This is a genomic window from Streptomyces roseirectus (assembly GCF_014489635.1).
GTDB classification, from domain to species: domain Bacteria; phylum Actinomycetota; class Actinomycetes; order Streptomycetales; family Streptomycetaceae; genus Streptomyces; species Streptomyces roseirectus.
This window is the reverse complement of the sequence record NZ_CP060828.1, coordinates 4,859,158-4,885,937: the sequence shown is the minus strand read 5'-3', so window position 1 is coordinate 4,885,937 and position 26,780 is coordinate 4,859,158. Positions and strand designations below refer to the sequence as shown.

The following is a 26,780-nucleotide window of genomic DNA, read 5'->3' as shown; positions in this document are numbered from 1 at the left end:
ACCATGCTACGCGACCGCCACCCCGACTGTCCCCAGCCAGGCGACATTGCCCAGCTCAAGAGGGGTAACAGCATCAGCGCCGACGACACCGACAGCTTCGTCATCGTCGAGGACTTCCCCCCGACCGGCCGGCACCTCGTGCTCAACCTTCCCGTCGGCCACCCCGGCCGCGCCGACTGGGCCGCCGCCGTTCCTCTGCACGAGATCGCCACCCTCACCAGACTTGAGCCGACCGGCACGCGTACCTGGACGCCGGCCCCGGACGACCTTCCATGACCACCCCGAACAGGAGACCAACGTTGGCCCCCGATACCGGCCGCACGCTCTACTCACGAGCCGACCTGCGCAAGGTCCACAACATCAGCGAGTCCACGCTCCAGAACCTCTGGACCGACCGCGAGAACAACGGGCACCCGCCCGTCACCGCGACCCTCGACGGCGTCATGCACTGGGACGGCGACACCTGGGCGAAGTGGCACCACGAGCTTCAGCGTCGGCGGGCCGCCGCGAGTACCACGAATCCGCCGAAGCTCGACGGTGACCCCGAAGAGCTGGTCGGCCCCGCCGAAGCGGCGAAGATCTGCGGGTTCGCCGACTCCACCACCGTCTCCCACTACGTCAAGAACCCCCCGGAGGGCTGGCCCGAACCCGACGACTGGGACATCCTCCCGACCCGCCGGCGTCCGAAGTGGAAGCGCTGGAGGCTTTGGCAGTACCTCGCGGACCGCAAGGGTCGCGGTCACGCGGGCGGGCGGCCCAAGGGGCGCCGCGGGCTGGCGTACCCCTACCAGGGAGATGAACGGCTTGCTCTCGCCCGGCGGGTGCTCGCGGAGAACCCTGGGGCGAAGAACGCCGAGTTGATCGGGCAGTTGCAGGAGCTGTCGGAGAAGGAGTCCTCCCGGACCGTCTGGCACCTGATCCTGAAGTCGGCTCGCGAGAACCCCGAGGAGTGACCGTGCCCGAGAACCGCTGCCCGCGATGCGGCGGGCTGCTCGGTGAACGGCCTGCGCGTTCCCGGCTGACGGCAGACCGCGAGGTTCTGATCTGCACGCCGTGCGGGACCGACGAAGCGGTCCGCGAAGCGACCGGCCGCTCACCGATCCCGTTCGACGACTGGCCCCTCCGGGCGGGCTGACTCTGAGGCAGCATGCCGGGAAGCTGGGTAGGGCGGGCCTGCTGGTCCGCCCCACTGGGCCATGAGGAGGGGTTCGGGGTGAGTTCAGCAGTTGATGCGGATGGAGCCGACCCGGTCGCCCAGGGAGCCGAGGTTGACGGCTCCGCCGATCGCGATGCTCGCCAGGTAGCCGGTGTAGTTGGTGGTGTCGTAGAGATGAACCGTGCCGTTGCCGCGGTTCTGTATCGATCCCAGGTTGTTGTTCCAGACCGTTCCCGAGAAGGTCCAGCCACCGCAGCTGGGGGCGTTCCACTGGGAACCCGCACCGCTGGCCCCCGTCCAGTAGCAGGAGTAGTTGGCCGGGCAGTCGAAGGCGGGGGGCGGCGCAGCGGACGCCGGCGTCGTCCACGTGAGTGTCGCCACGGCGACGGCGGACAACGCCACGATCGCTTTCTTCATGGGTTCCTCCCTTGAACTTCCGGAATCTCCCCAACGGTGTCAGCGACAGCACGTCGCTGACCACGCAAGCAGCACGCAACTGACCGGCAACTAGCTCGCCGCCGCCTCTCATCGTCAGCGGTAACAGTTCGATGGCGATCATCCGGAAAGCCCCAGCCTTCAGAGTGCTGCTTAGGCACTCTGACCAGCCCTTTTGGAAAGAGAGGACCAAGGTATCGTCGCTTCGCGACGATACAATTGGCCAAGATGACCGGATCTGGTCGGTTCTTGAACGGGAGGTGGGCGGGCCGGTGGGGTGGGTGACGATGATCGGTCCGTCGGACGGGCAGGTCGAGTACCGCCTGACCGGAGGTCACGGGTGCGGGAAGGCGCCCACCGTCGACGCCGCTCCGCTCATCGCCGTCATCGAGGCCAAGGCCGAGGAGACCGGAACCTCCGTCGCCGCGCTGCTCGGCGCGACCGAGGCGAAGAAGGCGTTCTTCCGCGCCCGCACCCAGATACGCAACGCGAAGACCGCGAGGTTCGCCGGGTTCGACGCCGTCGAAGTCGCCGCAGCGGCCGGTATCGACGCCCGCACGCTGTACGGCGAGGAGGTTCTTCCCACGCCCGCCGCCGACGGCCAGGTCGACTACCACCTCGACGCGAGCGAACGCCCGTTGGTGTGGATCGGCAAGGGCCTCACGGAGTTCGACATCGCCCCCGGCAGCGTGCTGTCCCCCGACCAGTTCCCGGCGGCCCGCCGCCTGATGCGAGGCGAAGACCCGCGTACAGGCCGGACGTTGGTGGAGCCCAAACTCGCCGTCGCCCCCGCCGCGAAGCTCCCCGCCGCACCCCTGGTCCGCGCGATCCGCCGCACCGCCGCCGAACGCGGCGTGACACCGGCCTCTCTGCTCGACTCGAAGCGCAAGAAGGACGCTTTCGGCCGGATGGAACGCCAGCTCCTCCGCTTCGGCGAAGCCCACAAGGTCCCCGCCTCCACCCTCATCACCCTCGCCGACGCGACCGGCATCAACGCCGTCGAGCTGTACGGCGAACAGCACCTGGAGCAAGCCCTCCTCGCCGAGGCCGGCGGACGCCTCGACGCCCGCGCGCTCCTGCACGCCGTACAGAACAAGGCCCGCGAAACGGGCCGGCAGCCCACCGACCTCTTCGACTCCGCGTCCATGAAACGCCGCTACCTCCAGACCGAGGCCGAAGCCGGACGGCGCCTGCGGGACCTGCCGATGGCGGTCCGCGAGGCCGTCGCGATGGCCAAGGCCGCGGGCCTCGATCCCGCCGAGGTCTGGGACGCCGAGGAGATCAAGGCGGCCCAGCGGGAAGGCCGGGTCGAGGTCGGCAACCGGGGCGCGGACGTCACCCTGGACCTCCCGAAGTCGCAGTCGGTGTTCCTGGCCTACGCGCCGCAGGAGATGGCCGACGAGGTCGAATCCGTCATCGTCGCGGCGGGACGCGAGTCCGTGGACGCGCTGGAGCGCTGGACGGCGTACGCGATGCGCGGCCGGCACGGCGATGGCGAAGAGGCCCGCACGATCGGCACGAGCGGATTCTCCGGCTGGATGATGATCCACCGCGCCGCGCGCCCGGTCGGCGGTGCGCCGTACGGCGATCCCCACTTCCACCTGCACTTCACCCTGGCCAACATGGTCAAGGGCACTGACGGACAGTGGTCCACCGTCGCCGCCGGAGGCCGTGACCTGCACCGTCACGCCCGCGCGACGCAGGCCCTGATGAATGCCCGCGTACGACGCGAACTCGCCGACCGCTACGGCATCCGTTTCCGCCGCGAAGTACGTACCGGCGCCTGGGAGATCGCCGCGATCCCCGAGCCCACCATCCGCCTCTTCAGCAAGCGCGACAGCCAGGTCCGCGAACTCCTCACCCGCCTCGGACTCGACTACGACAGCGCCACCCTGCGCGAACGCACCGCCGCCTCCGCCGTCTCCAAGGCCGCGAAGAACGGCGAGGCGGCGGGGGCCGCGGACGACGTCCTGCGCGCGTACTGGCAGGCCGAGGGTCGCGCCGCCGGAGACGACCCCGACGCCATCACGACCGCCGCCGTCCACGACGACGCACCGGTGTCGAACCCGAACCTGGACGAGCTGTGCGCGCTCGTCTTCGACCCGAAGACCGGACTCACCGCGCACTCCAAGGAGTTCACCCACGCCGCCGCCATCGCGGCCGTCCTCGACGCCCTCCCCCACGGCATCGGCACCGCCGACGAGGCCGAGCACCTCACCGACGCGGTACTCCGGCACGCCGGTTACGCGGTCCAGCTCAAGCCCAAGGGCGCTCAGCACTACACCCACGCCGCCCGCTACACCACGGCCGACATCGTCGCCGCCGAGACCCTGATCGTCACCGAGACGACCCGCCGCCTCAGCGAACAGACCGCCCGGGTCAGCACCGACACCGTCGAGATGACCCTGTCCGCAGTCGAGGCCCAGCAGGGCTTCGCGTTCTCCGGCGAACAGCGCGCCGTCCTCGATCGGCTCCTGACCGCCGGGCACGGCATCGACGGCGTGATCGGCGTCGCGGGCGCGGGCAAGACGACCATCATGGACGCCGCCCGCCAGGCGTGGCAGGCACAGGGACTCGTCGTCGCGGGCGCGAGCACGGCGGCCGTCGCCGCCGCCAACCTCAAGGCCGAAGCCGGCATCACCTCCCGCACCCTCGCCTCCTGGCTCACCGGCATCCGCGCCGACGGCCCCGGCCTCACCGGCGTGGACGTCCTGGTCGTCGACGAAGCCGCCATGTGCGACGACCGCGACATCGCCGAACTCCTCGCACACGCCGCGAAGACCGGCACGAAGGTCGTCGGCATCGGCGACCCCAAACAGCTCCACTCACCCGGCGTCGGCGGCCACTTCGCAGCCGTCCACCACCTCGTCGGCGGCCTCACCCTCACCGAGAACTTCCGCCAGAAGGACGCCGTCGAACGCCGCGCCCTCCAGCTCTGGCGCGACGACAAGCGCATGGAGTCCCTGCGCACCTTCGCCGCGACCGGCCGCGTCCATGCCCTTGCGGACAAGGACGAGACGCTTGCGGCGATGCTCACCGTCTGGGCCGACAAGCGGATCGCCTACGACGACGACCACACGGCCGTCCAGCAGTTGCTGATGCTCGCCGCGACCAACGAGATCGTCGACGAACTCAACCTCGGCGCCCGCGCCCTGCGCAAAGCCAGCGGCGACCTCACCGGTCCCGAACACACCTACGCCCTCGCAGGCGGAGGCGAACTCGTCCTGTCGATTGGCGACCAGGTCCTCCTGCGCGCCAACGACTACCGGGCCAGGCGCACGGGCGGCGCGAGCGAGGACGTCCTCAACGGCTTCCGAGGGATCGTCCGCGCCGTCGACGACGAACGGCGGGTACTTGTCGAGTGGCGGGAGAAGACCCCCGACGGTCACAGGGACCACGCCGAATGGGTCGACACCGACTACATCGCGCAAGGCGGCCTCAGCCTCGGGTACGCCATCACCGGCCACAAGAGCCAGGGCCTCAGCGTCCAGGAAGCCCTGGTCTACGGCCCCGGCGCGCAGGCGAACGCGCTCTACACGATGCTGTCCCGCGACAAGAAGGAGTCCCACCTCTTCCTCCCGCTGTCCGTCTATGAGAGCGACGCCGACCGCGCCCGCGCGGGGGAACCGGAGAGCGAGCGGGAGCAGTTGGACCGCGCGGTCGCCGGGCTCATCCGCGAGATCGAGTCCGGGACCGAGGAGCGGATGATCCTCACCGAGCTGCCGTCGACCGCCGTTCCCGCGCACATCCGTGAGGCCGTCGCCGATCTCCCTGTCCCGCGAGCACCCGGAGCCGCCGAGCCTTCCCACGACGATGCCGAGCCGGAGGCCGCGAACCTGAGCAGCCGCAGAACGCCGTCCCCGTCATCGGAGGTCCCCGCGCCGACCGCCAACCGCCCGTACGCGCACCTGAGCAACAACGCCCTGCGCGACGCGATCCGCAAGGCCACGACCGCCACCCGCACCACCCGAACGGCAGCGGACCGCGCGGAGGCCAAGGCCGCCCACGCTGAACAACAAACCGCAGCCGGGGCCGGTCCGGCGGTGCTCGCTTTCGAGCGACACCGTCACGACCTCCTCACCCGGGCGGAGGCGATCCGTGAAGTCCGCGCGATCACCGACGCCGTGGCCCAGCACACCGCTGCCCAGGAGGACGCAAGTGAGCGACTGCACCAGCTTGATCAGCGATTGGCCGCCGTTGGTCGGTTCGGACGTCCCGTTCTACGAGGGCAAGAACGGGTTCTCGTCGAGGCTGAACGCGTCACTGTTCACGCGTACGAGGCACAGATGACCGGAGAGCTGAACGCGTTGAACAACCGCCTTCGAGAGCGGGCTGTTGTCGCCGGACCTGACGGAGAACACGAGGGCGTGTTGGAGGGTGCGGCGGTACTTCAGCGTGACTCTATGACCCTGGTGCAGGGTGCTCAGGAGAAGGATGAGCAGGCTGCTGTTCGGCTTCGACGTGAGGCGACCAAGGCCCGAGGGATGGCTTCTGGGGCAGTACACCGGGAAGAGCGTCTTCGCCATGAGTTGGAGAACCGAACCGGCTCTGAGCCAGATGGTACTGGCAGCAGGCTGAACCGAGAGCGGCAGCGCGGGACCGGGGTAGCACATGCCCGCGAGACGTACTCCACTTCCCTGTCTACCTTGGAATCAGATATCCCGCCCTCTGCTCAGGAACTTTGAACGCCGTACTCTCCCAAGAGATAGAGGCCGTCGGATAAATTGCTGTCAACGGTGTGGCCTGCATCGAGACCTATAGGCCGTTCAGGAATTTGAGTAGTCCCATAAATGCGATCCCTAGGGCGATGGCAGATAGGCGCATCGTCCATTTGACTGGAAAATTAATCGCTCGCCGCGCCGCGGCCCAGTGCTGATATAGGGCGTAAATCGCCACATCGAGAAGGGATGCAACGTAGCCTAGCAGCAAGATGTACGGCGTGGATTGATGGAGGAAAACTGTTAGTCCTGGGAGAGACGCCCCGTCGGAATCCAATTGAGTTCCCCAGGCCAACACTGGGCACGCGAGTGTCCAGATCGACATGATCACTGCCCAAACTTGTGAGGGCAGTGAGGATTCAGTGGGCCTCGTAATTTGGCCGACGCCTGCCAAGACGGGTTGACCGGCAAAGTAGTTGTTCTGCTGAATTCCGCCGAATGTGGACGGGGCTTGGAATAGGTTGTGATGAATATCCTGAGAGGTGGGTTCCCTTCTGTTCTGAGAATCCTCTTCGCTGTTGTTTTCGAAGTTCTTTTGCATGTCTCGCCTAGTGCATGTTGATGATCTGAGTACCGCCCATCTGGGTCGGTCCGGTGAACTGGTTGTTGTGGATGTTGAATGACCTTCCGGTCTCCAGCGATACCAAGGACTCTCGGAGCTGCTGTAGGAGGCGGTCGTCCGAGTTGGCGAGGCGCTGAACGTGTTCTTGCACGGTGCCCTGCAAGATTGCGGGATCTGTCCCATGGAGGCAATCAAGATCTTCGATACGGAGACTCGAATTTCTGCGTGATTCCAAGAGTGCGCTCAGCCGTGGACGCACGTATGCGTAGGCGTCACTCATCAGTAGAGCGGTAAGTGCAGTGGTGACGCTCTCCATCAGGAACTCTGGGTCCGGCATACACACCTCTGTCGTCTCAGATGGATCAATATCTACGAAGGATCACATGCTGTGTCGGCAAGATCGAGCAATAGCACTCCTTCGTGTGGGTTTCTCGGTGACCTCCTTGTCGAATCAGCCGTTCGTCGGACATGCTGAGGGGTTTTGTTAGGCGGCTACCGGGTTTCATAACTAAGGCCCTCGCGTGGGTGGTCGCGAGGGCCAAGCGCTTGTCGAACAGCGCGGTGTCAGGCCCTGGTCAGCCAGCGGTGGCGTTCGGTGTCGGTGACGTGGGTTCGTTCGTGGTTGAGTTCGAGTTTGGCTAGGTGGGCATAGTGCTCGATGACTTCGGTAGTGAAGGTGTCGTGGGCGATGGCGCTGTCCTCGAAGTCGGCGAGGGCGTCGTGGAGGGTGGAGGGGACGGGGGTGCCGGGGGCGGTGTAGGCGTTGCCGGTCTGCGGCGGGCCGGGGTCGAGTTCTTGCTCGATGCCGTGGGTGATGGAGGCGAGGGCGGCGGAGAGGGCGAGGTAGGGGTTGGCGTCGGCTCCGGGGACGCGGATTTCGAGGTGGAGGCTGTCGTTGTGGCCGACGACGCGGATGGCACAGGTGCGGTTGTCGTGGCCCCAGGTGAAGGTGGTGGGGGCGAAGGAGTCGGGGGTGAAGCGTTTGTAGGAGTTGGTGTTGGGGGCGTAGAAGGGGGCGAGTTCGGGGAGGGCGGTGAGGAGGCCGGCGATGGCGTGGCGGCCGGTGGTGGAGAGGGTGCCGGTGTCGTTGAGGGTGTTCGTGTCGCGGGACCAGAGGGAGATGTGGAGGTGGAGGCCGTTGGCGCGGCCGGTTTCGGGGGCGGCCATGAAGGTGGGGGTGAGGCGGGTGCGGGCGGCGATGGTGCGGACTGCGTGTTTGAAGAGGAGGTGGTTGTCGCAGGCGGGGAGGGCGGGGCCGTAGGGGAAGGTGACTTCGACCTGGCCGGGGCCTGCTTCCGTCTTGATGGCCTCGACGGGCATTCCGGCGCCCGCGAGGGCGCGTTGGAGTCGTCGGGCGAAGCGGCTGAAGAGGGGGGAGTGGTCGAGGGCGTAGTCGAGGTTGTCGGTCGTCAGGGGGCGGCCCACGGCTTCACCGGCCGCCGTGCTGGTGCCCTGGTAGAGGACGAGCTCGGTCTCGATGCCGACCTTGGGGTGCAGGCCGTGGCGGGCCAGGCGGGACAGCTGGTGCTGGAGGATCTGGCGGGGCGCGATGTCGAGGAGGGTTCCGTCGGGGTTGAGGGCGTCGCCGAGGACGATCGCGGTGCCCGGCTGCCACGGGATCATCCGCAGGGTCGTGAGGTCGGGGCGTACGCGGAGGTCCTGGTAGCCGGTCGTCCAGGAGGTCAGGGCGAAGCCGTCCGCCGGGTTCATGTCGACGTCGGTGGCGAGGAGGTAGGCGCACATGTCGGCGCCGTGGTCCGCGATCTGGTTGAGGAAGTGCTGGGCGCCGTACAGCTTGCCCTTCAGCCGCCCCTGGAGGTCGGGGAGGGCGAGGGACACGGTGTCGATCGTGTCTGCCTTCACGAGGTTGCGCAGGTCCGTGAGGGAGATTCCCTTCCCGGAGCGCCCGCTCGCTTCGGGGACGGTCGCGGAACTGCCGTTCGTTGTGGGGGTGTTGTTGATCGTCATCACACGACTTCTTCCTCGTAGGCCGACGCCGAGCGGTCGGAGCTGTGGGCCGGGACCTCGTAGGAGCTGCCCTGCTTGCGCCACCAGACCGAGGCCAGGAGCAGGACGACGGCCAGGGCGACGGGTGCGTAGTTGAAGGTGTCGACGGAGACTGGGGCGGTCTGGGGGAGGCAGAACAGGACGGTCACGAACACCACCCACATCACCGCGACGACGCCGACGATCACGCCCCAGCTGCCGAGGTTCCACGGGCCGGGCCGGAAGCGGTCCCGGTTCTTGACGCGCAGGAAGATCGGGATCGCGTAGGCGGGGGTGATGCCGATGACGTTGATGCTGGTGATCGCCGCGTAGGCGACGGGGCTGTAGAGGCTGGGCAGGGCGAGGAGGGCGGCGCAGACGACGGCGAGGAGCACGGCCTTGCGCGGGGTCCCGGTCCGGGAGTCGATGTCCCGCCACAGCGCCGAGCCCGGCAGGGCGCCGTCACGGGAGAACGCGAACACCATCCTCGACGCGGCGGCCGTCTCGGCGTTGCCGCAGCACAGTTGGGCGACGATCACGACCAGGAGCAGCAGCTTGGCCCCGGTGAGGCCGAGGGCGTCGAGGAAGATCTGCGCCGGCGGAACCCCCGTCGCGCTCCCGACGGTGCCCGCGTAGTCCTGGATCGCGAAGGTCAGCCCCGCGAGCAGGACGAACCCGGCCAGCCACGACCAGCCGATCGCGTGGATGATGCCGCGCGAGGCGGAGACCTGGGCGTCGGTGGTCTCCTCGCTCAGGTGCGCGGAGGCGTCGTAGCCGCTGAACGTGTACTGCGCCAGGAGCAGGCCGAGGAGCGCGACGTAGACGGGGCTGCTCCAGCCGGTGTTGTTGACGAACTCCCCGAAAACGAACTGCGGTGACTGGTGGTGGGAGGGGACGACAGCGAGCGTGCCGACGATGACGAGGACGCCGCCGACGTGCCACCACACGCTGATGCTGTTGAGGATGCTGACCAGCCGCACCCCGAACCAGTTCAGCGTCAGGTGCAGGGCGAGGATGCACAGGAAGATCACCATGATCTTTCCCGGCGTCGGTGTGATCCCCCACTGGAGGTTGAGGAACGCCCCCGTGAACAGGGCCGCGCCGTAGTCGATGCCGGCGATCGCACCGAGCAGGCCCAGCAGGTTGAGCCAGCCCGTGTACCAGCCCCACTTCCGGCCGCCGAGCTGTTCCGCCTGGTAGTACAGGGCGCCCGACGTCGGGTACGCCGAGGTCACCTCGGCCAGCCCGGCGCCGACGAACATCACCATCGCGCCGACGGCGACCCAGCCCCACAGCATCACTGCGGGGCCGCCGGTGTTCATCCCGAACCCGTACAAGGTCATGCAGCCGCTCAGGACGCTGATCACGCTGAAGCTGATCGCGAAGTTCCCGAAGGGGCCCATCCTCCGCGCGAGGACGGGCTTATAGCCCAGCTCTCTCAGGTAGGCGTCATCGGACTTTCGGTGTGCCACATGGCGGTTGGGACTCACAGGTCTACCTCCGGGGTCGAGAGAAATAAGCGGATGGTCAGGTTCATGCCAATGGAGAGCGGGTGTCATGAGGACGGCCCGGCGCGTGCCTTCCGGCGCGCGTAGGCGAGGGATTCCGCGTGGGCGCGCCGGAGCAGTGCTTCGCCGGTATTGGGTCCCGCAGCTTGGTCGTGCACGGTTGCCCAGGGTTCGCGGGACGCGTAGGGATCCAAGGCCGCGAACACCTCGGCGGCTTCCTGGTACTTGGTGCCGGCCCACAGGGCGTAGGCGAGAAGGCTCAGGTCGGCGACCGACCGCATGATGGGGGACGTCTGGTGGAACCAGTGGTGGAAGGCGTTCAGGGTGTAGGCGATTATCGGCGTTTCCGCCCACTGGCGGCGCCACAGGAGATCCCCTCGGGAGTGCCGCCGCTGTTCGACGAGCGCGTACGCGGGGAGGAGCAACAGCGGTGATCCGACGGGCTGTTGGGAGACCAGGCTGCGGCCGAGGTCGAAGACCGCGGCCTGGGAGGCGGCCCAAGGGGCCTCGCGGGCGAGGAAGAACTGCATCAGCCGGTGGTACGCCTCGCGGTTGTAGGGGTCGCGCTGATTGACCTGGTCGAGGAGTCCCCACGGCCCGGAGGGCATCATCAACTCGGGAGCGGGGATGCGGTGTTCGTGGTACTGCTGGCGTGTGTCGATCTGGGCCAGCGCGAGGAGGCACACCCAGGGCACGGGATCGTGCGGTGCGCGGCGGGACGCCGCCAGGACCCTGCGCCGGGCCTCCGCCTCGAACTCCCAAGTGTGTGCGTGCCGTTGACGGTGCGCGCGCAGAGCACGTTCGACCGCGACACGGGCGTCCATGAGGTGGGCGTCGTAGTGGTGGGGCTCTTCGTGCAGCCACACGCCGACCACGTCCGACCGCGCGGCGGCCACGGCCAGGAGCTGTGTGCGTGACGTCCGCAGTGCCCAGTGAGTTCCGGTGGCCAGCAGCAGTTGCCGTGCCGTTCTCCAACGGCCCGCCTCCAGCTCGACGAGGGCCACGCGCAACGCGTCGTCGTGGCCGGCCGGGTGGTACACGAAGCGCATCAGCGTGCCTTCCCCTGATGAGAGCAGCGGAGGCGGCGCGGCGCAACGGGCAGTGGTGCCTGACGGGCGGATTCGGACGTCGATGTCATGGGGGACCTCGGGCAGGGGGGAGGGGTGTCAGAGGCGGATCTGGCTGATCGCGTCGGCGACGCCGGTCACGAGGTTGCCGATGCTCGGGGCCAGGGAACTGCTCGCGAGGAAGAACCCGAAGAGCACGCAGGTGATCGCGGGGCCGGCCTTCACCGAGTTCCCCCGGATCAGGACGACCACGATGACCCCGAACAGCAGCGCGAAGGAGATGTTCAGGGACATCAGGGGGCCGTCTCCTCCGCCGTACCGCGCTGCTCACCGCGCGCCTGGATCAGTGCGCGGCGCAGTGCCGGGGGCAGGGTCAGCGTCCGGGGGCCGCTCGCGGGGACGTACCAGTGCATCCCCGGCGGCTTCGTGGTGTCGGCGGGCGGTACGACGACGTGGCAGTTCTGGCCGAGGGCGACCGTCCCCGGCTCGCTCCAGGTCGACGCCGTGCCCACGGGGACGAGGAAGTACAGCCGGGGCTCCGCACCGCCGAAATCCATGATCACCGGGCCGAGGGGTTCGTTGCGTGCGCGGAGGATTTCGATCGCGCGGCTTCCCACGGCTTCCTCGGCACGGACGACGTCCCACCACACGCCCACGGAGCACAGTTCGGACTCTTCGCCGATGGGCATCCAGCGCGGCGGACGGGCGTGGGGCGCGGGATTGACGTCGGACATGGAAATGGCCTCCTCACCACTATGTGTGAAGAGACCATTCCATTCAGCGAGTTCGGTGCGCGGACAGATTGTCCGTGGGGTCTGCTCGCCAAGGGCCTTGACAAACAGTCACGTTGGGCTTAGGCCGGTCCAACTCGCAAATGTCGACAGCTCGTTGGACGGGTGCGACTCCACCCTGAGCAGTGCCGCCGTCGTCTCCCGGACGGACGGGTGGAACCGGGTGTGGTTCGGGGCGACCTTTCGCGCGCGCTTGAGGTCGGCGAAGGAGCCGGCCCTGTCCCCGACGGCCAGCTTCGCGGACGCCACGTCGATGAAGTGGTGGCTCGACCGCTCCCCGACGGTCGTCACCGGCGGCGTCCACTCGCCGCCGGAGGCCGGAGCCCACTCGGTGAGCCGGGCGAGTGCCTGCTCGGTGTCGCCCATGTCGATCATCGCGTGAACCTCGTGGATGCGGATGTTCGTCGGACCGAAGGACATCTCGTACGCCAGCGAGTCCCTGTTGCCCGCCAGCGCCGCCACCTGCTCGGCCTCCCGCAGGTACGCGTCCGCGCGGTCCGCGTTGTTCTCCCGCGCCTCCAGGACCGCCAGCTTCAGCAGCAGCGCGCCGTCGATCGCGAGGGCGTCGTCCGAGAACGAGCGCTCGGGCTGGAGCCGTTCCAACTCGGTGCGCAGGTGCAGGAGTTTGCGGCGGGCTGTCGTGTAGGCGCCCTGGCGGAGCATCGCGCCCGAGACCAGGTAGCCGGCCGTGAACTGCATCAGGGGGTCCTCGGAGCGGTCTGCCGCCCAGCGGACCCGCTCCAGTGCCGTGCTGGACAGGTCGTGGTGACCCATCTTGTGCGCCAGGGAGTTCACGGCGCGGTAGACGCGGGCGAGGTGCCAGAACGCCTTGCTCCGCTCCTCCCCCCGGCTGTTGAGGGCCACGTGCGTGAGTTCGGTGATGATCGGCGGCAGCAGGGGGCCCATCGGCGCGTACCGGGCGTCGCGGCGCAGCGTCGTCACCTGGTCGACCTCCGAGGCGAGCACGGCGAGCGACCGGGGCTCGATCTCAAGGTCGTCGGGGCTGTCGTAGCAGAGCAGCAGGCGGCGGAGTTCGGGGATGACGGCGTGGACGCGGTCCTCCGCTTCCGGCTCCCCGTAGTACGGCTGGCCGGTCAGGACCTCCGGGCCGAAGCGCAGCGCCTTGGCGAGCGCCAGGATCAGCGACGGTGAAGCCTTCCGCGCGCCGGACTCCAACTTCTGTATGTAGCTCGGGGAGACGGCGACCTTCTGCCCCAGCTGGGCGGCGGACAGCTGCCTCGTCTTGCGTGCCGTACGGAGGTGGGCGCCCAGCGTCAGGTTTTCACTCATCGGTGGATCTATCCCTTCGCGATGGAGGACTCGAATCAGGGTACGGAAAGGGGGTTGTCCCGTGTCCATGGTTGCCGAGCGTTAACGGGATCGACAGCGGGGCGCCGGGCGGGCGGAGGTTGTGGATGCCGAGGAGAGGGCTCACATCGCTTGTTCGCGAAGCAGTTAAAGCGGTGCTATTAGTGTGAAATAGGTCAGTTTTAGGAAAGGTTCGCACGCCGGTAGTCAAGGGGCTGCGAGAAACTGCCTACGGACAGATTGTCTGCATCTCCGGCCTGCCCTCGCGGCCGACAAGCTCAATTCGGCTACACACAGTGGTCGTTCAGAGCGGCCGGATGTAGGTGACGGCCGTCGTGGAGCGGGCGGTACGCGTGAAGCCGGTTTTGGCCAGGACCCGTGCTGACGCGTGGTTGTCGGGGTGGTGTTTGGCGGTGACCGAGGTCAGGCGCAGGACCGTTGCCGCGTAGCCGAGCATGAGGGTCACCGCCGTGGTCGCGTGGCCGTGGCCCCAGGCGTCGGGGCGGAGGATGTAGCTGAGGGCCGCGGTCGTCCCGTCGGAGCGGAGTTTGACCACGCCGATCAGGTCCTCGGTGTCGTCGATGCCGAAGCAGTACAACACCCTTGGTAGCGCGCGTTGTTGGGCCGCGTGTGCCGTAAGCCATGCGGCTGCCGAGGCGGAGGTCATGGCTGGTCTCGGCAGGTGACGCACGGACGGCTCGCTGTAGACGCGCTGGAGGGAGGGCGCGTCGTCCGGGCGTAGCTCGCGGAGGGAGATCACGCCTGAACGTTGAGCAGGACCTGCGCCAACTCCACGGCTGTCGGGCGGTGTTCGGGAAGCGCGGTGAGCGCGGGGCGCAGGGCGTTGTGGAACTCGGGCCAGGTGGGCGGGGACAGGGGGATGCCGCCGTCGGCGATGGCGTCGCGGATGCCGTCCTGGCCTGCGGCCTGCCGGTCGAGGCCCGCGGCCTCGTAGTCCAGGGGCCAGGCTCCCGACGCGCAGGTCCACAGGGCTCCCGCCAGGGCGTACGCGTCGCTGTGCCGGGTGGCCAGGACCGGTTGCTTGTCGCGGGCGGCGACGGCGAGTTCGGGGGCCATCAGGTGCACGATGCCGCCCCGGTAGCCGTCGACGGCGCCGTGGGGTTCTGGGCGGGACCAGGCGAAGTCGATGAGGCGGACGCCGACGGGGGTGTGGATGCCGTGGGCGGGCTGGAGGTCGGCGTGGATCCAGCCGGAGGCGTGCAGGTCGGCGACGGCCCGGCACAGTTCGACGGCCGCGCGGAGGGCAGGCTTCCGGTCGCCGTCGCCCGCTCGCGCCGCCGTGAAGGTCTTCCAGGTCGAGGGGCCGTCGTGCCAGGGCGTGACCAGCCACGCCCCGTCGTCGTACCGGCCGGCGGTCACCTCGTGGCCGGGGAGGGCCGTCAGCATCGCCGCTTCCCGGACCGTGACGCTCACGCCGTCGTCGTAGCCGGTCTTCACCGCGACCGCGCGGGTGGGGCCGGTGGCCTTCCAGACGGCCGAACCCCGCCGGTTCGTCAGCTCCTTCAGCTCTACCGGGCCTCCGCAGGCGGCTTCCGCTGCCGCGCGGGCCTCGGAGGGACAAGGAGGGAACGCGACCATGCCTTTACCGCCTGCCAATCGGGAGAGAGCTGCGCGAAGACGTCGCGTCCATCGTCCTCCGCGACGGCGAGGGCGTCCGCGAGATCGGGTGTGTCCGCCAGAAAACGTGGGTCACGGGCGCGGACGGCTGGGCGGACGGGGAGGAACGAGTACGGCGGAGGAGGGATGGGGCGGTCCTCACGATCGTGCCGTTCCTCGCCGTGGTGGAACTTGCCGACCATGAGGCCGACGGGCCCGTACAGGTGCTTCAGCGCCCAGTGGGGCCAGTCCAGGAGACGGCCCGCGATGGTGTCTCCGAGGAGGACGACGTTCTCGCACACCAGGGCGCCGTGCGGACGGGCCGCGAGCGGGCGGACCCACTCCGCCGCCTGCACGCCGGCGTGGAACAGGCCCGCCTCGACGAACTCACGGTCGTCGCTGGTGACTTCGTAGACCGTCCACATCGTCAGACCGCGACGTACCGACGGCGCGAGGTAGGGGCAGTGCGCCGACACCGCGTCCACGTACCCCGAGATGTCCACCGCGCGCGGCTCGGCGGTCTGCGCCTCGACGAGGCGGAGCGCCCCGGCGGGGGTCCGGGGCGCTCCTGTTCGTGGGCCGGTCGTCATCCGGCAACGGACGGCACGACTTCGCCACCGGGAAGGGGCGTGCAGTCCCACTCGGCGCGTACCTCGCCGCTCTCCCGGTAGCGCGCCAGGGCCTGTTCGTCGAGCACGCCGTCGGCGTCGGTGAACCACACCTCCGGCAGCGGGCCGAACATCTCCTCGTAGGCGCCGACCCACGAGATCTTGCCGACACCCTTGGCCTCGACGTGACCGACCAACTGACCCGCGTGCTGAGCGCAGAACTCCGCGTACCCGGGGTCGTTCAGGAAGCGGTGCCACTCGGCGTCGACCGCGGCCGAGAACATCTTCGGTGTGGGCTGCTCGGTGGCGAACTGCCGGGCCGAGACCTCGAAGAACCTGCCCAGCTCGGTCCTCGCGGGGGTTTCTGTGGAAAGCACGCCGGACTCCTCTCATCTGACGGGAGCGTTTATGGACGGGGGTGCCGGGAACCGCTCGTGGCGGTTCCCGGCACTCGACGAGGTGAAAGCGGCACCGACTTTCCGGACGGCTCGCGGCGCCGCCAGGAAGATCGCCACCCCGTCGGCCAAGGACCCTTCCAGTCCGCGAGGGCCGGTGCGCGGACAAGTTGTCCGCACGTTCGGGTGCGGGAAGCCTTGACAGACCGGCGTGGTGCGCTGCTCAGTCGGAGGAGCGAGGTTTCGTTTGAGATTCAACTGCCGTTACACACAACGAAGTTGACCCCGTATCACATGCATGCACCTCGCGCGGTGAATCGCGTGAGAAGCACGCGGACAGTCTGTCCGTTCACGGGCCGTGCCGAGTGGGAGCCTCACTGCACGGCCACGCAGGGCCGCATCGTGGGGATCATGTGGCCCTGCGTGGCTGATGGGCTCATCCAGGGATTTTCGATTTCCGCTCGGCCCCGGAGGGCCTAATCCGGTCCCGGTGATCTCGGGTCGATGACAAGCTGAAAGTCCGTCATATCGCTTGCCTGAAAGCTGAAAGGGAACCGATGACCCAGGAGCAGGAACACCCGGTGGAGCGCACCCTCGTACTGCTGAAGCCGGACGCGATGGTACGTGGCTACGCCGGGAAGATCATCTCCCGGTTCGAGGACGCGGCACTGAAGATCATTGGCGTCAAGATGAAGCAGATGGACGCCGAGTTCACGCGCAAGCACTACTTCGACCTCGAAGAACGGCTCGGCCCCGAGGTCTACAACCTCACCGCGACGTTCATGCAGCAGAGTCCGGTCATCGCGCTGGTGCTGGAGGGCGCGGACGCGGTGGCCACCGTGCGGAAGATCGTCGGCAGCACCTACCCCAACGAGGCCCCCGCCGGCACGATCCGCGGCGACTACTCCCACTACAGCCGGGCCGCCAGCGCGGCCTCCGGCAAGGCGGTCGCCAACCTCGTGCACGCGTCGGGCAACAAGGAGGAGGCGGAGATGGAGGTCGGGCTCTGGTTCGAGAAGGACGAGCTGCACGACTACCGGACCCTCGCCGAGCTCTTCACCTACTGACGGCCGTCTCGTCACCGGCGGGCCGTCGCCGCGTTGAACACCACCGGGACCACCGGATGAGAGAGGGCACCATGACCAGCGAAACCCGCGTCGCTTCCGTCGAGGAGCTGGAGACCTGCTTCCAGCGGGAGTTGGGCACCGACCGCTGGACGGCGGCCGAGACGGCGTACGCGTTGGCGGTCCGGTACCGCGACGCAGCCGAGTGGAACACCTCGCGTGAGTGGGTACAGCAGTGCCTGCGCCTGCTGGAGGGGTTCCCCAGCGACACCCTGGAGCAGGTCGCCACCCGGCGCGTGTCGGTGGGCGGGGTGCCGCTCCCGAACTACCTGCACGACGGCGTCGTACGGGACCGGTTCGGCGACATCGCCTGACAGTCCCTCGTCCGCGCCGCCCTATCCGAATACCGCCACCCGCCGGACCGCCAGGCCCCACCCCTGGCCGGTCCGGGCGGGTCACCCATGCCCGAAACAAGGAGGTTTCCGTGCCTGTCGAGATCGAGATGCGCGCCCGCTTCAGCCAGGAAGTCCACGAACGGCTCGTCGCCCGGCTGGAACGCGACGGCGATGACCTGGGGCACGACGACAAGTACATCTACTTCTACGTGCTGCCCGACCAGTTGCTGAAGGTCACCGACAACATCACCACCGACACCGGGAAGATCACCCTCAAGGGCGGCAAGATAGGCCAGGGCGCGGCCTTCCCGGAGACGGAGATCCCCATCGGGCGCGACGACATCGCCGCCGCCGTGCGGATCTTCAACGCGCTGGGCTTCGAGAGCACGATGCACGAGGCGTACAACGCGCGCCGCAACTTCCGCTTCGGCGGCGTCGAGATCGCCGTGAAGTGGAGCGAGGCGTGGGGGTACCACGCCGAGTTCGAGGTGCTTCTCGACGACGAGCCGAGCCCGGCCGAGGTGATGGCGGCGCACGAGCGCATCGCGGCCGTCGCCCGCGAGCTGGACGTCATCCTGATGAGTGAGAGTGAACTCGCCGAGTTCACGGCCGCGTTCGAATCCGCGCGGCAGAACTCCGACGCCGAGTCGTGACGGGGGCGCGGATGAGTACGACCCCGAGCCTGGTGGAGCTGGCGGCGCGCAAGCAGCTCCCCCGGCATCAGTTCACCGATGCCGCCACAGTGCGGTGGATCGCGGAACACCGGCCCGACGAACTCACGGACGGCACACCGAGGTTGGGCCCTGCTGCCCGGCGGCTTCTCGTGCGTACGGCGATGCCCGTGGCGTGGCTCGCGGAGCCCCGGCTGCACGATTCCCTCCACGGTGTGCGGCACGGGATGCGTACGGCCGCGCTCGCCGCGCTCCTCGCGCAGGCCGTCGGCCTCGACGAGACGGACGTCACCACGGCGATCGTCGCCGCGGCCGTGCACGACTGCCGGCGCCTTCATGACCAGGACGACCGGGGACACGGCGCGCGTGCCGCGCGCTGGCTGACGGTTAACGCCGAGGACGTGTGGGGGCGCTTCCGGCTGGAGATGACTCCGGCGGCCGTGCGGCAGGCCGCCGTCTCGGTGCGGCTGCACGAGGTGCCGTACCCGGACTTCACGCCGGACGACGAAGCGGACTACGCGGGAGCCCGGGTGATCGCCGACGTGGTGAAGGCGGCCGACGCGCTCGACCGGTACCGGCTGCCGAAACTCACGTGGTGGCCGGACGCCCGGCACGTGCGCGTGGACGCCTTCGAGGAGCTGATGGCCGTCGCCTTCGACCTCGTGCTGTGGTCCGAGGCCGACCACGTCACGGGCACCGACAGCACGACCGCCGTCCTGAAAGCGTTCGCACGGCGGGAGTTGATCTGATGGACTTCCTCGACGCGTACCACTTATGGGCCGACGCCCACGAGTTCTACGGCGCCTCCGTCCTCCCCGGCGCTGCTGAAAGCTCAGGGCCGACGGCCGCGTGGGAGACCCGGCTCGCTGAAGAGGCCCCCAACGGCGCCCTGTTGCACAGCAACGCCCTCTTCGACGCCCTCAGCAACAACACCACCCTGCATCTCCTGCACGTCACCCATGCTCTGGAGGAGATCAGCGAACACGGGGTCCTCTACCCCTCGGGCGGATGTCTCGTCGGCAGCATCTACTGCGCCCCGCTCACTCCCACCGGCGAGGGGCTGCGGATGCACAACCTCGCCGGGTACGTCCTCAACCGCGAGGCCCCCGCGTTCCTGAGACGCGTCGGACGGCCCGGCGCGACACCGACACCGCTGGTCTTCGAGATCGACGTCCCGCACCAGGCGTACCGCGGCCTCGCCGGCATCGACTACCTGCGCCTCGGCGCGATCCACCTGCGGATCTACAGCCTCCTCGAATACCTCCTCTCCAAGATCGAACGCCACCAGCTCCGAGAGACGATCACCAGCCGGACGAAGAACTCCGTCGGGTTCCTCGCCCTCGCCTCCGCGGTCGCCCACGCGCAGACCACCGTCGACCCCGAGCTGTTCCTGGGGCTGCTCGACTCGGCGATCCCGCGCCTGCCGATCCTCGGGTACGTGTACTTCGAGGCCCTGGCCGAGTACCTGATGCTGTACTCCACCAGCGCCGAAACTCAACGCCTCGCGGAACTCGGAGAGTTCAACAACCGGCTCTACAAGGACCTGATCTTCTCCTCCGAGCTGGCCATGGCCGGCACGTTCGACCTTGCCAAGTTCCGTCCCCCGCCCGCCCGGTTCGACACCCTCCTCGCCCAGGTCGACCCGACGATCGACCCCCAGCACGCCCGCCGCCATCTCACCGAGCGCGTCAGCCACCTCATCGCCGCCCGCCTCTTCACCCCCGGCCAGACGCCGGAGGAATGGCGGCACACCCGCTGGGAGTTCGACAGCCTCGCCACCCACCTCGGCCCCCTCCTGGGCCACCTCATCCACCGCGAGCTGCGGACCTTCGGCCGCTACCCGCACTTCTACTTCTACTTCGACCAGCACAAGGCGCTCCAGGCGTGGAACTACTGGAACCACATGGACATCGTCACCCCCTTCAACGGGACGATCCCCAAGGGCGAGATCGGCATCAACCCCGCCTACCCCGACCTCGCTTACCGGGTCTGGCGAGCCGAACAGGACGACGCTGGACGACTCCACCCCGTCCAGCAGCTAGACCTCACGATCGCCCCGCGTCTCGTCGACATCAAGCACACCCTCATGCGCAACAGCCGCACCCTGGCCGGGACGTGACCCACAAGGAGACCACCGACGTGACCGCTGACACCGTGGCCGAGCAGATCGCCGAGCTTCTGCGGCAGCCGACCACCACCCACGGCCTCGCCCGCGCCCTGCGCGCCGCGCTCAAGGAACTCGATGTCCACCGCACCCACACCGCCGCGCTGAAGGCGTGGCCCGACGGCCGGATCGACGACGCGCCCCGCAAGGTCCAGATCGGCGGCGGCGCCCACCGCATCGACGGCTACTTCAACATCGACGCCGTTCCGCCGGCCGACCTCCTGTGGGACATCCGCGAAGGGATACCCCTCCACGACAACACCGTCCACGACCTGTTCTCCGAGCATTTCCTGGAACACATCGACTACCCGAACTCCGCCAAGCACTACGCCCGCGAGGCCCACCGCGTCCTTGCTCCCGGAGGGAGGGTCGTCACCGGCGTCCCCGACGCCGGCTTCGTCCTCACCCGCTACCCCTCCGGCGACGCCGACACCCGCACACTGCTCAAGAAGTGGTACGGGAAACGCGACTGCCTCGACCACATCAACACCCACCTCGACCTGATCAACTACGTCTTCCGCGACCAGGACGACGATCCCGTCTACCACCCTCACTACTGGGCCTACGACCACGACAAACTCGTCCAGCTCTTCACCGAGGCCGGGTTCGCGACGGTCGAACCCTGGGAGTTCGACCCTCAGATTGCCAACCCCAAGCGGGAGTGGGCCAGCGTGTACGTGGTCGCCGCCAAGTAACCCCCAGGGGGCGGAGGTTGGTCAGGCTCGAGGCGGGTTCTCGGCCAGCCACGCGCCGAGCGCCGCGACGACCGACGTCGTCCGCCACTCGGCGAACACCCGCTCCTGCTCGGCCTCCGGGAGCGCCGCGAGCGTCGTCGTGGCGCCCTCTGGGACGAAGATCGACCACAGGTCGGACCAGGAACGCTCACCGCTGCCCCGGTCCGGCACCTTCGCGATGGTGCCGGGCTTGCGGGAGTCGTCGGCGAACGTGTGCAGGGCGCCCTCCGCGTCGACGTACACAGCGGCACTGGCGAACCGGCACGCCCGCGTCGCCGTGCGGTCCGCGAGGTGCGTGAACCCCTCGGGGCCGAACGCCTCCAGCGCCTGCTTCACCATCGGCCCCGGCCAGCCGCCGAACTCCTCGATGTAGAAGCCCGAGTCCTCCACGAACAGGGGGCGCCCGATCGCCGCGAACGCCTGTCGGGCTTTGTGCCGGGCGATCTCCGCGACCGACGTCGTCTGGATCTCGTCCAGGTCCACCACCGCCTGCTCCACCTCGATGCCCCACGGGGCGAGGTGTTCCTGAGCCGTGCGGAACTTGCCCGAGTTCCCTGTGCACATGGCCAGTTTCAAGCCCGACATGGCGAATCTCCTTCAAGGGGTGAGAGGGCGAAGCGAAGCCAGGATGCCCGGTTGGGTTGAGGGACGAGAAGTTGCTTAAAGCGCAAATCGGATACAGAGCGCAGTTGCCAGTAAGGGCTCCTGTAGGTGCTCAGCGTAGGTGGAGTCACCGCTGAGGTGCGCAAGTTGAACACGCCGTCACCTGTCGATGCTGGTGGCGCGACGCCATCTGACGGGAGCGCCGTAACACATTCTGAGTATCTTGGGCAGGACGTTACGGTCTGGCCTGAACTGCCCGCGGTCGAACTCGATTTCGGACAGCGTCTGCATATGGCCTTTATTTTGAAGATCTCTCGCCTAGTGTCCCTGGTGTTTGTGGGCCAAATTGAGATTGGTCTGCACTTCCGTCGCCGTGAAGGGAACCGATGAGATCATCGATACGAGCAGGACTCACTGGAATAGCGCTCGCGCTCATGCCGATTCAAGCTGTAGCTGCTGAACCGGTATCTCCGTCCGTAGCCCCGGAGCGCGTGGCCACGAGGGAAGCGGCACCATCTCCGGCGCCGAAATCAGCCTTGCCGACGCTGCGGACCGCGTCCTTAGCCGCCGACTGCGCCCGGCTTGAGAGCCAAATTGAATCAGGTGCCCTCGCGGTCGAGAACGGCAAAACGAACGCCGCCTGCATAAAGCCGGGCGGGAAGGGTGAAGTCACCGCCCGTGACCTGTCGGCACTGGCTGACAGGACGCCCGTGCCTCTCCCGGACTACTGCTACGACCTGGCGACCGGCGACGGCACATGGTGGTACACCCGCACCGACGCATGCGCGATCTCGGTCTGGACACTCAACGTCGTTGACGTCAGGACCGGTCGGCTCACAGGCCAGTTGTCCTACATCCAGGCTGACTTGCTGTATACCGGAGCCGATGCCCCGTACTGGGCGCACCAGGTGGCGATCGACAAGACCGACGGCTGGGGAACGATCGGCGGCACCACCGTCAGCGGGGGCGGAACCTGTACGGGGGCCTGCACCCTCGCTTCCGGGGACATCGACTTCCCGAGCCAGCCGGTGAACGACACCGGCCTTGCCTTCGGCGACATCCTGCCGAAGACGACGGTCACCGCTGCGGGTGCCAAGGGCGAAGGCCGCACCAAGGTCAACTACCGCTTTGCCAACCCGACTTGGACGGTCCAGCCTCTCGGTGTCACGACGGAACCGCCGTTCAATGTCCGCTGCGACAACGCCGTCCCCGGTACAACCGCGGTCGGATGCGTTGTCCCGGCCTACCCCGCCGTCCACGTCGTCAGCCTCACCGGACGAAACCCCAACTACGCGCGCCACATCCAGGAGGCCCAGACGTCTGGACTTCCGGGTGCTTATCCGAACGGCCAGCCCCTTCGTCGGCTGACCGATGCGACCAATCGTGACAAGAACGGGGATACCGCGTGCCCGCAGTTCGCCGACGGCGGCTACCCGCGCCCGACGGGCTACAGCTGCGATGAGTACCCGTTCCGCTCGACCTGGCAAGGGGCCTACACCGGCTCTGTGGGGCAGCCGACGCCCTATCCGGGCCGTACCTTCAGCTGGTGCCAGATCTCGGCGCTCAGCAGCCGTGTCGGCCCGAACGGGTGGAGTGCGTGCATGATCCCGGTGTCGGAGAACAGCAGCGGTGGCAGCCTTCTGAACCGCTTCTACATCGACAACCGGGTCATCGAGAACGACCCGTTCTACGTGTGGATCACTACCTGAGAATGCGCCTTCTACCATGCCAGGTATGAGCGAACCCGTTGTGACAGCGTCTGAGCGGGCGCGGGTGGAGTACCACACCTTCCACCTCGCGGATGCCGGACAGCACGACCAGCCTTCGTTCCGCCCGGAGAACGGGCTGATCTTCTCCAGGCCGGGGCTGGCCGTCGTGGTCGTCGGCTCCAACAGCGGTGTGGTGAACCTGACGGTCGAGGTGCACGCGCAACCTGTGGCACACGTGGAGACCGAGGAGTGGGACGAAGTCCTGGACCACAGTGTCCAGTCCCTCTCCGGGCAGATGAGGATTTCCTCGCTGATGAACGAGCCTGCGGACCTGCCCGTGTTGACCCCGTACGGCCCTGGGCCCTACCGGGTACGGGTTCACGCGCGCGGACGCGACCGGGCCGGCGACGCCCACACCGCCGAGCCGCTGGAGGACTACCTCCTCCAGATCTGGCCCGGACCGGCTGAGCCGGATCTTGTGCACAAGCGGAGTGACCGCTACGGCGAGAGTCTTCGTGAAGCGGCGTCGAACCAACCCGAGGAACCCTCGCTCCCTGCTTCGGAAGAGACGTGGAGGAGCAAAGCCTCGGCCAGACTGCGTCGTCACGACAACTGAACGTGTGGGGATGGGGTGTTGAGACGCCTCGTCCCCACACGAACGTCCGCGTGGTCTGACTGCAGGGGGCTCATTAACCGAGAGCGTTTATCAAGCGGCCTGATGGTGATTCCCTGCGGCCGTTGATTCGAATGCCAGTCGTTCGGTTTGCTGTGTGTCCACCGAGTTCGGAGACATGATCTCGAACCATGTCGTTTTTCCCGAAGGGCTCGGCTGTGCCCCCCAGCTACCCGCGAGCGCGTCGACCAGAAGAAGACCTCGTCCGCTTTCGTCGTCCGCTTCGGCTTTTGTCGCGACCGGCAACGACAGGTTTGTGTCGGTGACTTCGACACGAAGGCTCTTCGAGGTCCGTGTAACGGAAACCTCGCACGCTTCGCCGGAGTAGAGGACCGCGTTGGCGATGATCTCGCCGGCCAGCAGCTCGATGGTGTCCAGCAGGTCGTCCGAAAGGGCGAGGCCGAGGCGTCGGGCCAGCGTGACGACGCGGCGGCGCGCGGTCGGAACCGCTTCGATGGTGGCCGGGACCGTGAATTCGTACGTCGGATGTTGGGGATCGCGACGTGGCATGGCGGCATCCTCACCTCGGGGGCGGCTTCGGAGGAAAGAAGAATTCCACCGGGCAAGGACTGTGTGAGGACAGATTGTCCGTAGGAAGTCTGACCGAACTACCTTGACCATCCGGCGAGATGTGCTATGAGCTCCTGCCGTTTCGGCAACGGCACGGCCGTCTATCCCGGACCGTACCCGGCTGCTCTACGGATCAACTCGGTTCGTCGGACTTGTTTTCGAGAGGCCAGGCGGAGAGCGCGAAGCGTGCCGGGCGTGGTTCGTGGCGTCCCACGCGGCAGTCGTCGCCGTTCTTGCCGAGGGTGTTGTTCATACGGTGGAGGAAGCGGTCGTACTGCTCGTGCCAGATGATCGCGGCGCCGGGGTCGGTGGTGGTGTCGGTGCGGGTGAAGGCGAGCGCGGCGATCTCGTACGCGAGGTGCTGGTGCTGCTGCCAGCAGGGCGGGATGACCTGGTGGGGTTGCCAGGCGTAGGTCTGGTTCAGCCAGCGGCAGACCGCGTCGAGCCAGACCAGGACCGGTTCGAGGACGTCACGGGGGAGGGCGCCGAGGTCCCACGGGGGCGGGTTGCTCAGGGAGTTGATGTCGGTGGTCCGCGCGGCGGCGTACTCGGCGACTGCTGCGGGGAGTTCGGGGAACAGCGGGAACGCGCTCACGCGGCCGTGTCCTGCCGGTGCCGCCACGCCTTGGCGTGCGCCGCAGCCCGGCGTCCCTTCTCCACCGCCTGTTTCAGCCGCTCGGCCTCGTTCGCCTTCCGCAACTCCCTGACGTGGCCTTGGATCTCGTCCCAGGTGTCCCAGGTCCACATGCCGTCGAGGCGGGTGATGACGGGCGGGAGGTTGTCGGCGAGGAGGAGCGCGTGGCCCTCGGACAGCGCCTTGATCTCGTCGCCGCGCAGGACGGCTTCGAGGGCGGTGTGGGTGGCGGTCGATTCGCCGCCGCGGTCTCCGGTCGTGGTGGTGCGGGTGGTGCGGACGCGTTCGACCTGGCCGCACAGCTCCGACATGTCCTTGAGGAAGCCGGGGTCCTTGGCGCCGCCGAAGACGAGGACGTGGTTGGTGAAGCTGGCGAGTTCGTCGGCGGTGTCGTCGCCGAAGCGGGCGCGGGCGCTGGCCCAGCCCTGGAGGCCGTAGACGACGGTGATGCCGCGTCCGCGTCCGTCGGCGACGCGTTGGCGCAGGGAGGGGATCGGCGCGATGTTGGGGGCCTCGTCGAGCGCGCCGAGGAGGGGCGGGTCGAGGCGGCCCGAGGGGGAGGCGACGGCGTGGGACTCGGCGATGTCCAGGAGGTCTTCCGTCAGGGCGGTGGTGAGCGGGGCGATGGAGTTGGCCTCGGAGTCCTTGCCGAGCAGGTACACGGTGCCGCCCGCGTCGAGGACCGCCCGGAAGTCCGTCGGCGCCTCCCCCTTCCCGCCCCGCAGCGCGTCGAGGACGCTCTCGTGGACCAGGGGCTCCAGCGCGGCTTCGAGCGTCACGGCGGTGTTGCCCACCGTGCGGCTGTCGCCGCTCGTGGAGGTGCGCAGCATGTCGGCCCAGCCGGGACCCGCGCCGGGGTGCGCGGTGAGGATGCCCAGCGGGGCCGGATCGGTGAGCTTGCGCGCCCAGCGCAGGACGTGGTCGAGGCCGGCGCCGTCGAGGGCTGCGGCGTGCAGGAGCGCGGCGAGGACCTTGGCGGCCTGGCCCCGGTAGAAGGCGCTGCCCTCGGACGACTGCCGCGCGGAGCCCGGCGTCCGGGAACCGGCGACGAGCGCCTTGGCCCGCATCATCGCGATCTGCGTGTCGTCGGCGCCGTCGATCGGCTGCCACCGGAAGCGGGGGAGGGACGGCGCGATGTTCTGCGGGTCGAAGACGAACACAGGACGGTCCCCGGTCCGCCGGGCGTCGAGGGTGTACTCCACCAGGTCCGGTTTCGTCGACGTCGCCAGGACCGGACCGCGCCACTCGCGGATCAGCGGAGCGAACAGCCGCAGCGTCTTCCCGCTGCCCATCGGGCCGATGACCCGGCATGCCTTGTCCGCGCGGGACCACAGGGGGACGCCCTTGGGGCGTTGGGAGATGCCGAGCGAGTATCCGAAGTCGTACGGGTCGTGCATGAGTTGGTGCTCCAT

27 protein-coding genes are annotated in these 26,780 nt (G+C 68.2%); 12 read left to right on the top strand and 15 right to left on the bottom strand.

Going from position 1 to position 26,780, the window contains the following annotated elements:
- Positions 1-3 precede the first annotated feature (3 nt).
- Genes IAG44_RS20505 through IAG44_RS20495 form a run of 3 tightly spaced genes read left to right on the top strand, consistent with a single transcriptional unit; the run spans position 4 to position 1,135 of the window.
- Positions 4-276, top strand: a complete 273-nt coding sequence (locus tag IAG44_RS20505; RefSeq protein WP_187748544.1) for a DUF6211 family protein — start codon at positions 4-6, stop codon at positions 274-276.
- Positions 277-299: 23 nt separating this feature from the next.
- Positions 300-953, top strand: a complete 654-nt coding sequence (locus IAG44_RS20500; protein ID WP_246561934.1) for a hypothetical protein — start codon at positions 300-302, stop codon at positions 951-953.
- A gap of 2 nt (positions 954-955) precedes the next feature.
- Positions 956-1,135, top strand: coding sequence for a hypothetical protein (locus IAG44_RS20495; protein ID WP_187748542.1), 180 nt, complete (start codon positions 956-958; stop codon positions 1,133-1,135).
- Between the two features lie 84 nt (positions 1,136-1,219).
- Here the strand turns inward: IAG44_RS20495 and IAG44_RS20490 are convergent, their stop codons facing one another.
- Positions 1,220-1,573, bottom strand: a complete 354-nt coding sequence (locus tag IAG44_RS20490) for a peptidase inhibitor family I36 protein (RefSeq protein WP_187748541.1) — start codon at positions 1,571-1,573, stop codon at positions 1,220-1,222.
- 305 nt (positions 1,574-1,878) lie between these two features.
- Between IAG44_RS20490 and mobF the strand changes: the two genes are divergently transcribed.
- On the top strand, positions 1,879-6,276 hold the full coding sequence (gene mobF, locus IAG44_RS20485; protein WP_246561933.1) for a MobF family relaxase: 4,398 nt from the start codon (positions 1,879-1,881) through the stop codon (positions 6,274-6,276).
- A 1,159-nt stretch (positions 6,277-7,435) separates the two neighbouring features.
- Here mobF and IAG44_RS20480 read toward each other — a convergent pair.
- From IAG44_RS20480 to IAG44_RS20435, 10 genes are all read right to left on the bottom strand, one after another.
- On the bottom strand, positions 7,436-8,839 hold the full coding sequence (locus tag IAG44_RS20480; protein WP_187748539.1) for a glutamine synthetase family protein: 1,404 nt from the start codon (positions 8,837-8,839) through the stop codon (positions 7,436-7,438).
- On the bottom strand, positions 8,839-10,416 hold the full coding sequence (locus IAG44_RS20475; RefSeq protein WP_425508460.1) for an amino acid permease: 1,578 nt from the start codon (positions 10,414-10,416) through the stop codon (positions 8,839-8,841). The genes IAG44_RS20480 and IAG44_RS20475 overlap by 1 nt, the downstream gene beginning before the upstream one ends.
- A complete protein-coding gene (locus IAG44_RS20470) occupies positions 10,413-11,414 on the bottom strand; it encodes a hypothetical protein (protein ID WP_187748537.1) in 1,002 nt (333 codons plus the stop codon). Before IAG44_RS20470 ends, IAG44_RS20475 begins: the two co-directional genes overlap by 4 nt.
- Positions 11,415-11,531: 117 nt before the next feature.
- A complete protein-coding gene (locus IAG44_RS20465; RefSeq protein ID WP_187748536.1) occupies positions 11,532-11,726 on the bottom strand; it encodes a hypothetical protein in 195 nt (64 codons plus the stop codon).
- Positions 11,726-12,166: a hypothetical protein gene (locus IAG44_RS20460; protein ID WP_187748535.1), complete on the bottom strand. Its 441-nt coding sequence runs from the start codon at positions 12,164-12,166 to the stop codon at positions 11,726-11,728. Before IAG44_RS20460 ends, IAG44_RS20465 begins: the two co-directional genes overlap by 1 nt.
- A gap of 108 nt (positions 12,167-12,274) precedes the next feature.
- Positions 12,275-13,513 carry a helix-turn-helix domain-containing protein gene (locus IAG44_RS20455; RefSeq protein WP_187748534.1) on the bottom strand — a complete coding sequence of 413 codons (1,239 nt, stop codon included), beginning with the start codon at positions 13,511-13,513 and terminating at the stop codon, positions 12,275-12,277.
- 322 nt (positions 13,514-13,835) lie between these two features.
- Positions 13,836-14,291, bottom strand: a complete 456-nt coding sequence (locus tag IAG44_RS20450) for a GNAT family N-acetyltransferase (RefSeq protein ID WP_187748533.1) — start codon at positions 14,289-14,291, stop codon at positions 13,836-13,838.
- Complete coding sequence (locus IAG44_RS20445; protein ID WP_187748532.1) at positions 14,288-15,130, bottom strand: serine/threonine-protein kinase; 843 nt, start codon at positions 15,128-15,130, stop codon at positions 14,288-14,290. Before IAG44_RS20445 ends, IAG44_RS20450 begins: the two co-directional genes overlap by 4 nt.
- Positions 15,061-15,738: a DUF6875 domain-containing protein gene (locus IAG44_RS20440; RefSeq protein ID WP_187748531.1), complete on the bottom strand. Its 678-nt coding sequence runs from the start codon at positions 15,736-15,738 to the stop codon at positions 15,061-15,063. The genes IAG44_RS20445 and IAG44_RS20440 overlap by 70 nt, the downstream gene beginning before the upstream one ends.
- Positions 15,735-16,133, bottom strand: coding sequence for a hypothetical protein (locus IAG44_RS20435; protein WP_187748530.1), 399 nt, complete (start codon positions 16,131-16,133; stop codon positions 15,735-15,737). Before IAG44_RS20435 ends, IAG44_RS20440 begins: the two co-directional genes overlap by 4 nt.
- Before the next feature lie 575 nt (positions 16,134-16,708).
- On the opposite strand from IAG44_RS20435, the gene IAG44_RS20430 reads away from it, so the two are divergent.
- The 6 genes from IAG44_RS20430 to IAG44_RS20405 all read left to right on the top strand — a co-directional run bounded on the left by IAG44_RS20430 (position 16,709) and on the right by IAG44_RS20405 (position 21,140).
- The gene (locus IAG44_RS20430) at positions 16,709-17,218 is read left to right on the top strand and encodes a nucleoside-diphosphate kinase (RefSeq protein WP_187748529.1); all 510 of its coding nucleotides are present in this window, start codon (positions 16,709-16,711) and stop codon (positions 17,216-17,218) included.
- 71 nt (positions 17,219-17,289) lie between these two features.
- Entirely contained in the window at positions 17,290-17,589 is a 300-nt protein-coding gene (locus tag IAG44_RS20425) for a hypothetical protein (protein WP_187748528.1), read from the top strand.
- 110 nt (positions 17,590-17,699) lie between these two features.
- The gene (locus IAG44_RS20420; protein WP_187748527.1) at positions 17,700-18,263 is read left to right on the top strand and encodes a hypothetical protein; all 564 of its coding nucleotides are present in this window, start codon (positions 17,700-17,702) and stop codon (positions 18,261-18,263) included.
- Between the two features lie 11 nt (positions 18,264-18,274).
- A complete protein-coding gene (locus tag IAG44_RS20415) occupies positions 18,275-19,030 on the top strand; it encodes a hypothetical protein (protein ID WP_187748526.1) in 756 nt (251 codons plus the stop codon).
- On the top strand, positions 19,030-20,400 hold the full coding sequence (locus tag IAG44_RS20410) for a hypothetical protein (protein WP_187748525.1): 1,371 nt from the start codon (positions 19,030-19,032) through the stop codon (positions 20,398-20,400). Before IAG44_RS20415 ends, IAG44_RS20410 begins: the two co-directional genes overlap by 1 nt.
- Positions 20,401-20,420: 20 nt before the next feature.
- Positions 20,421-21,140, top strand: a complete 720-nt coding sequence (locus IAG44_RS20405) for a class I SAM-dependent methyltransferase (protein WP_187748524.1) — start codon at positions 20,421-20,423, stop codon at positions 21,138-21,140.
- A 21-nt stretch (positions 21,141-21,161) separates the two neighbouring features.
- Here IAG44_RS20405 and IAG44_RS20400 read toward each other — a convergent pair whose 3' ends face one another.
- The gene (locus tag IAG44_RS20400) at positions 21,162-21,764 is read right to left on the bottom strand and encodes a non-canonical purine NTP pyrophosphatase (RefSeq protein ID WP_187748523.1); all 603 of its coding nucleotides are present in this window, start codon (positions 21,762-21,764) and stop codon (positions 21,162-21,164) included.
- A gap of 554 nt (positions 21,765-22,318) precedes the next feature.
- On the opposite strand from IAG44_RS20400, the gene IAG44_RS20395 reads away from it, so the two are divergent.
- Positions 22,319-23,491 carry a NucA/NucB deoxyribonuclease domain-containing protein gene (locus IAG44_RS20395; protein WP_246561932.1) on the top strand — a complete coding sequence of 391 codons (1,173 nt, stop codon included), beginning with the start codon at positions 22,319-22,321 and terminating at the stop codon, positions 23,489-23,491.
- Between the two features lie 25 nt (positions 23,492-23,516).
- Positions 23,517-24,107 (top strand): hypothetical protein, encoded by a 591-nt coding sequence (locus IAG44_RS20390; protein WP_187748521.1) that lies wholly within the window; start codon positions 23,517-23,519, stop codon positions 24,105-24,107.
- A 90-nt stretch (positions 24,108-24,197) separates the two neighbouring features.
- On the opposite strand, the gene IAG44_RS20385 is transcribed toward IAG44_RS20390, so the two are convergent.
- The 3 genes from IAG44_RS20385 to IAG44_RS20375 all read right to left on the bottom strand — a co-directional run bounded on the left by IAG44_RS20385 (position 24,198) and on the right by IAG44_RS20375 (position 26,780).
- Positions 24,198-24,674, bottom strand: coding sequence for an ATP-binding protein (locus IAG44_RS20385; protein ID WP_187748520.1), 477 nt, complete (start codon positions 24,672-24,674; stop codon positions 24,198-24,200).
- 193 nt (positions 24,675-24,867) lie between these two features.
- A complete protein-coding gene (locus tag IAG44_RS20380) occupies positions 24,868-25,329 on the bottom strand; it encodes a hypothetical protein (protein ID WP_187748519.1) in 462 nt (153 codons plus the stop codon).
- Entirely contained in the window at positions 25,326-26,780 is a 1,455-nt protein-coding gene (locus IAG44_RS20375) for a type IV secretory system conjugative DNA transfer family protein (RefSeq protein WP_246561931.1), read from the bottom strand. Before IAG44_RS20375 ends, IAG44_RS20380 begins: the two co-directional genes overlap by 4 nt.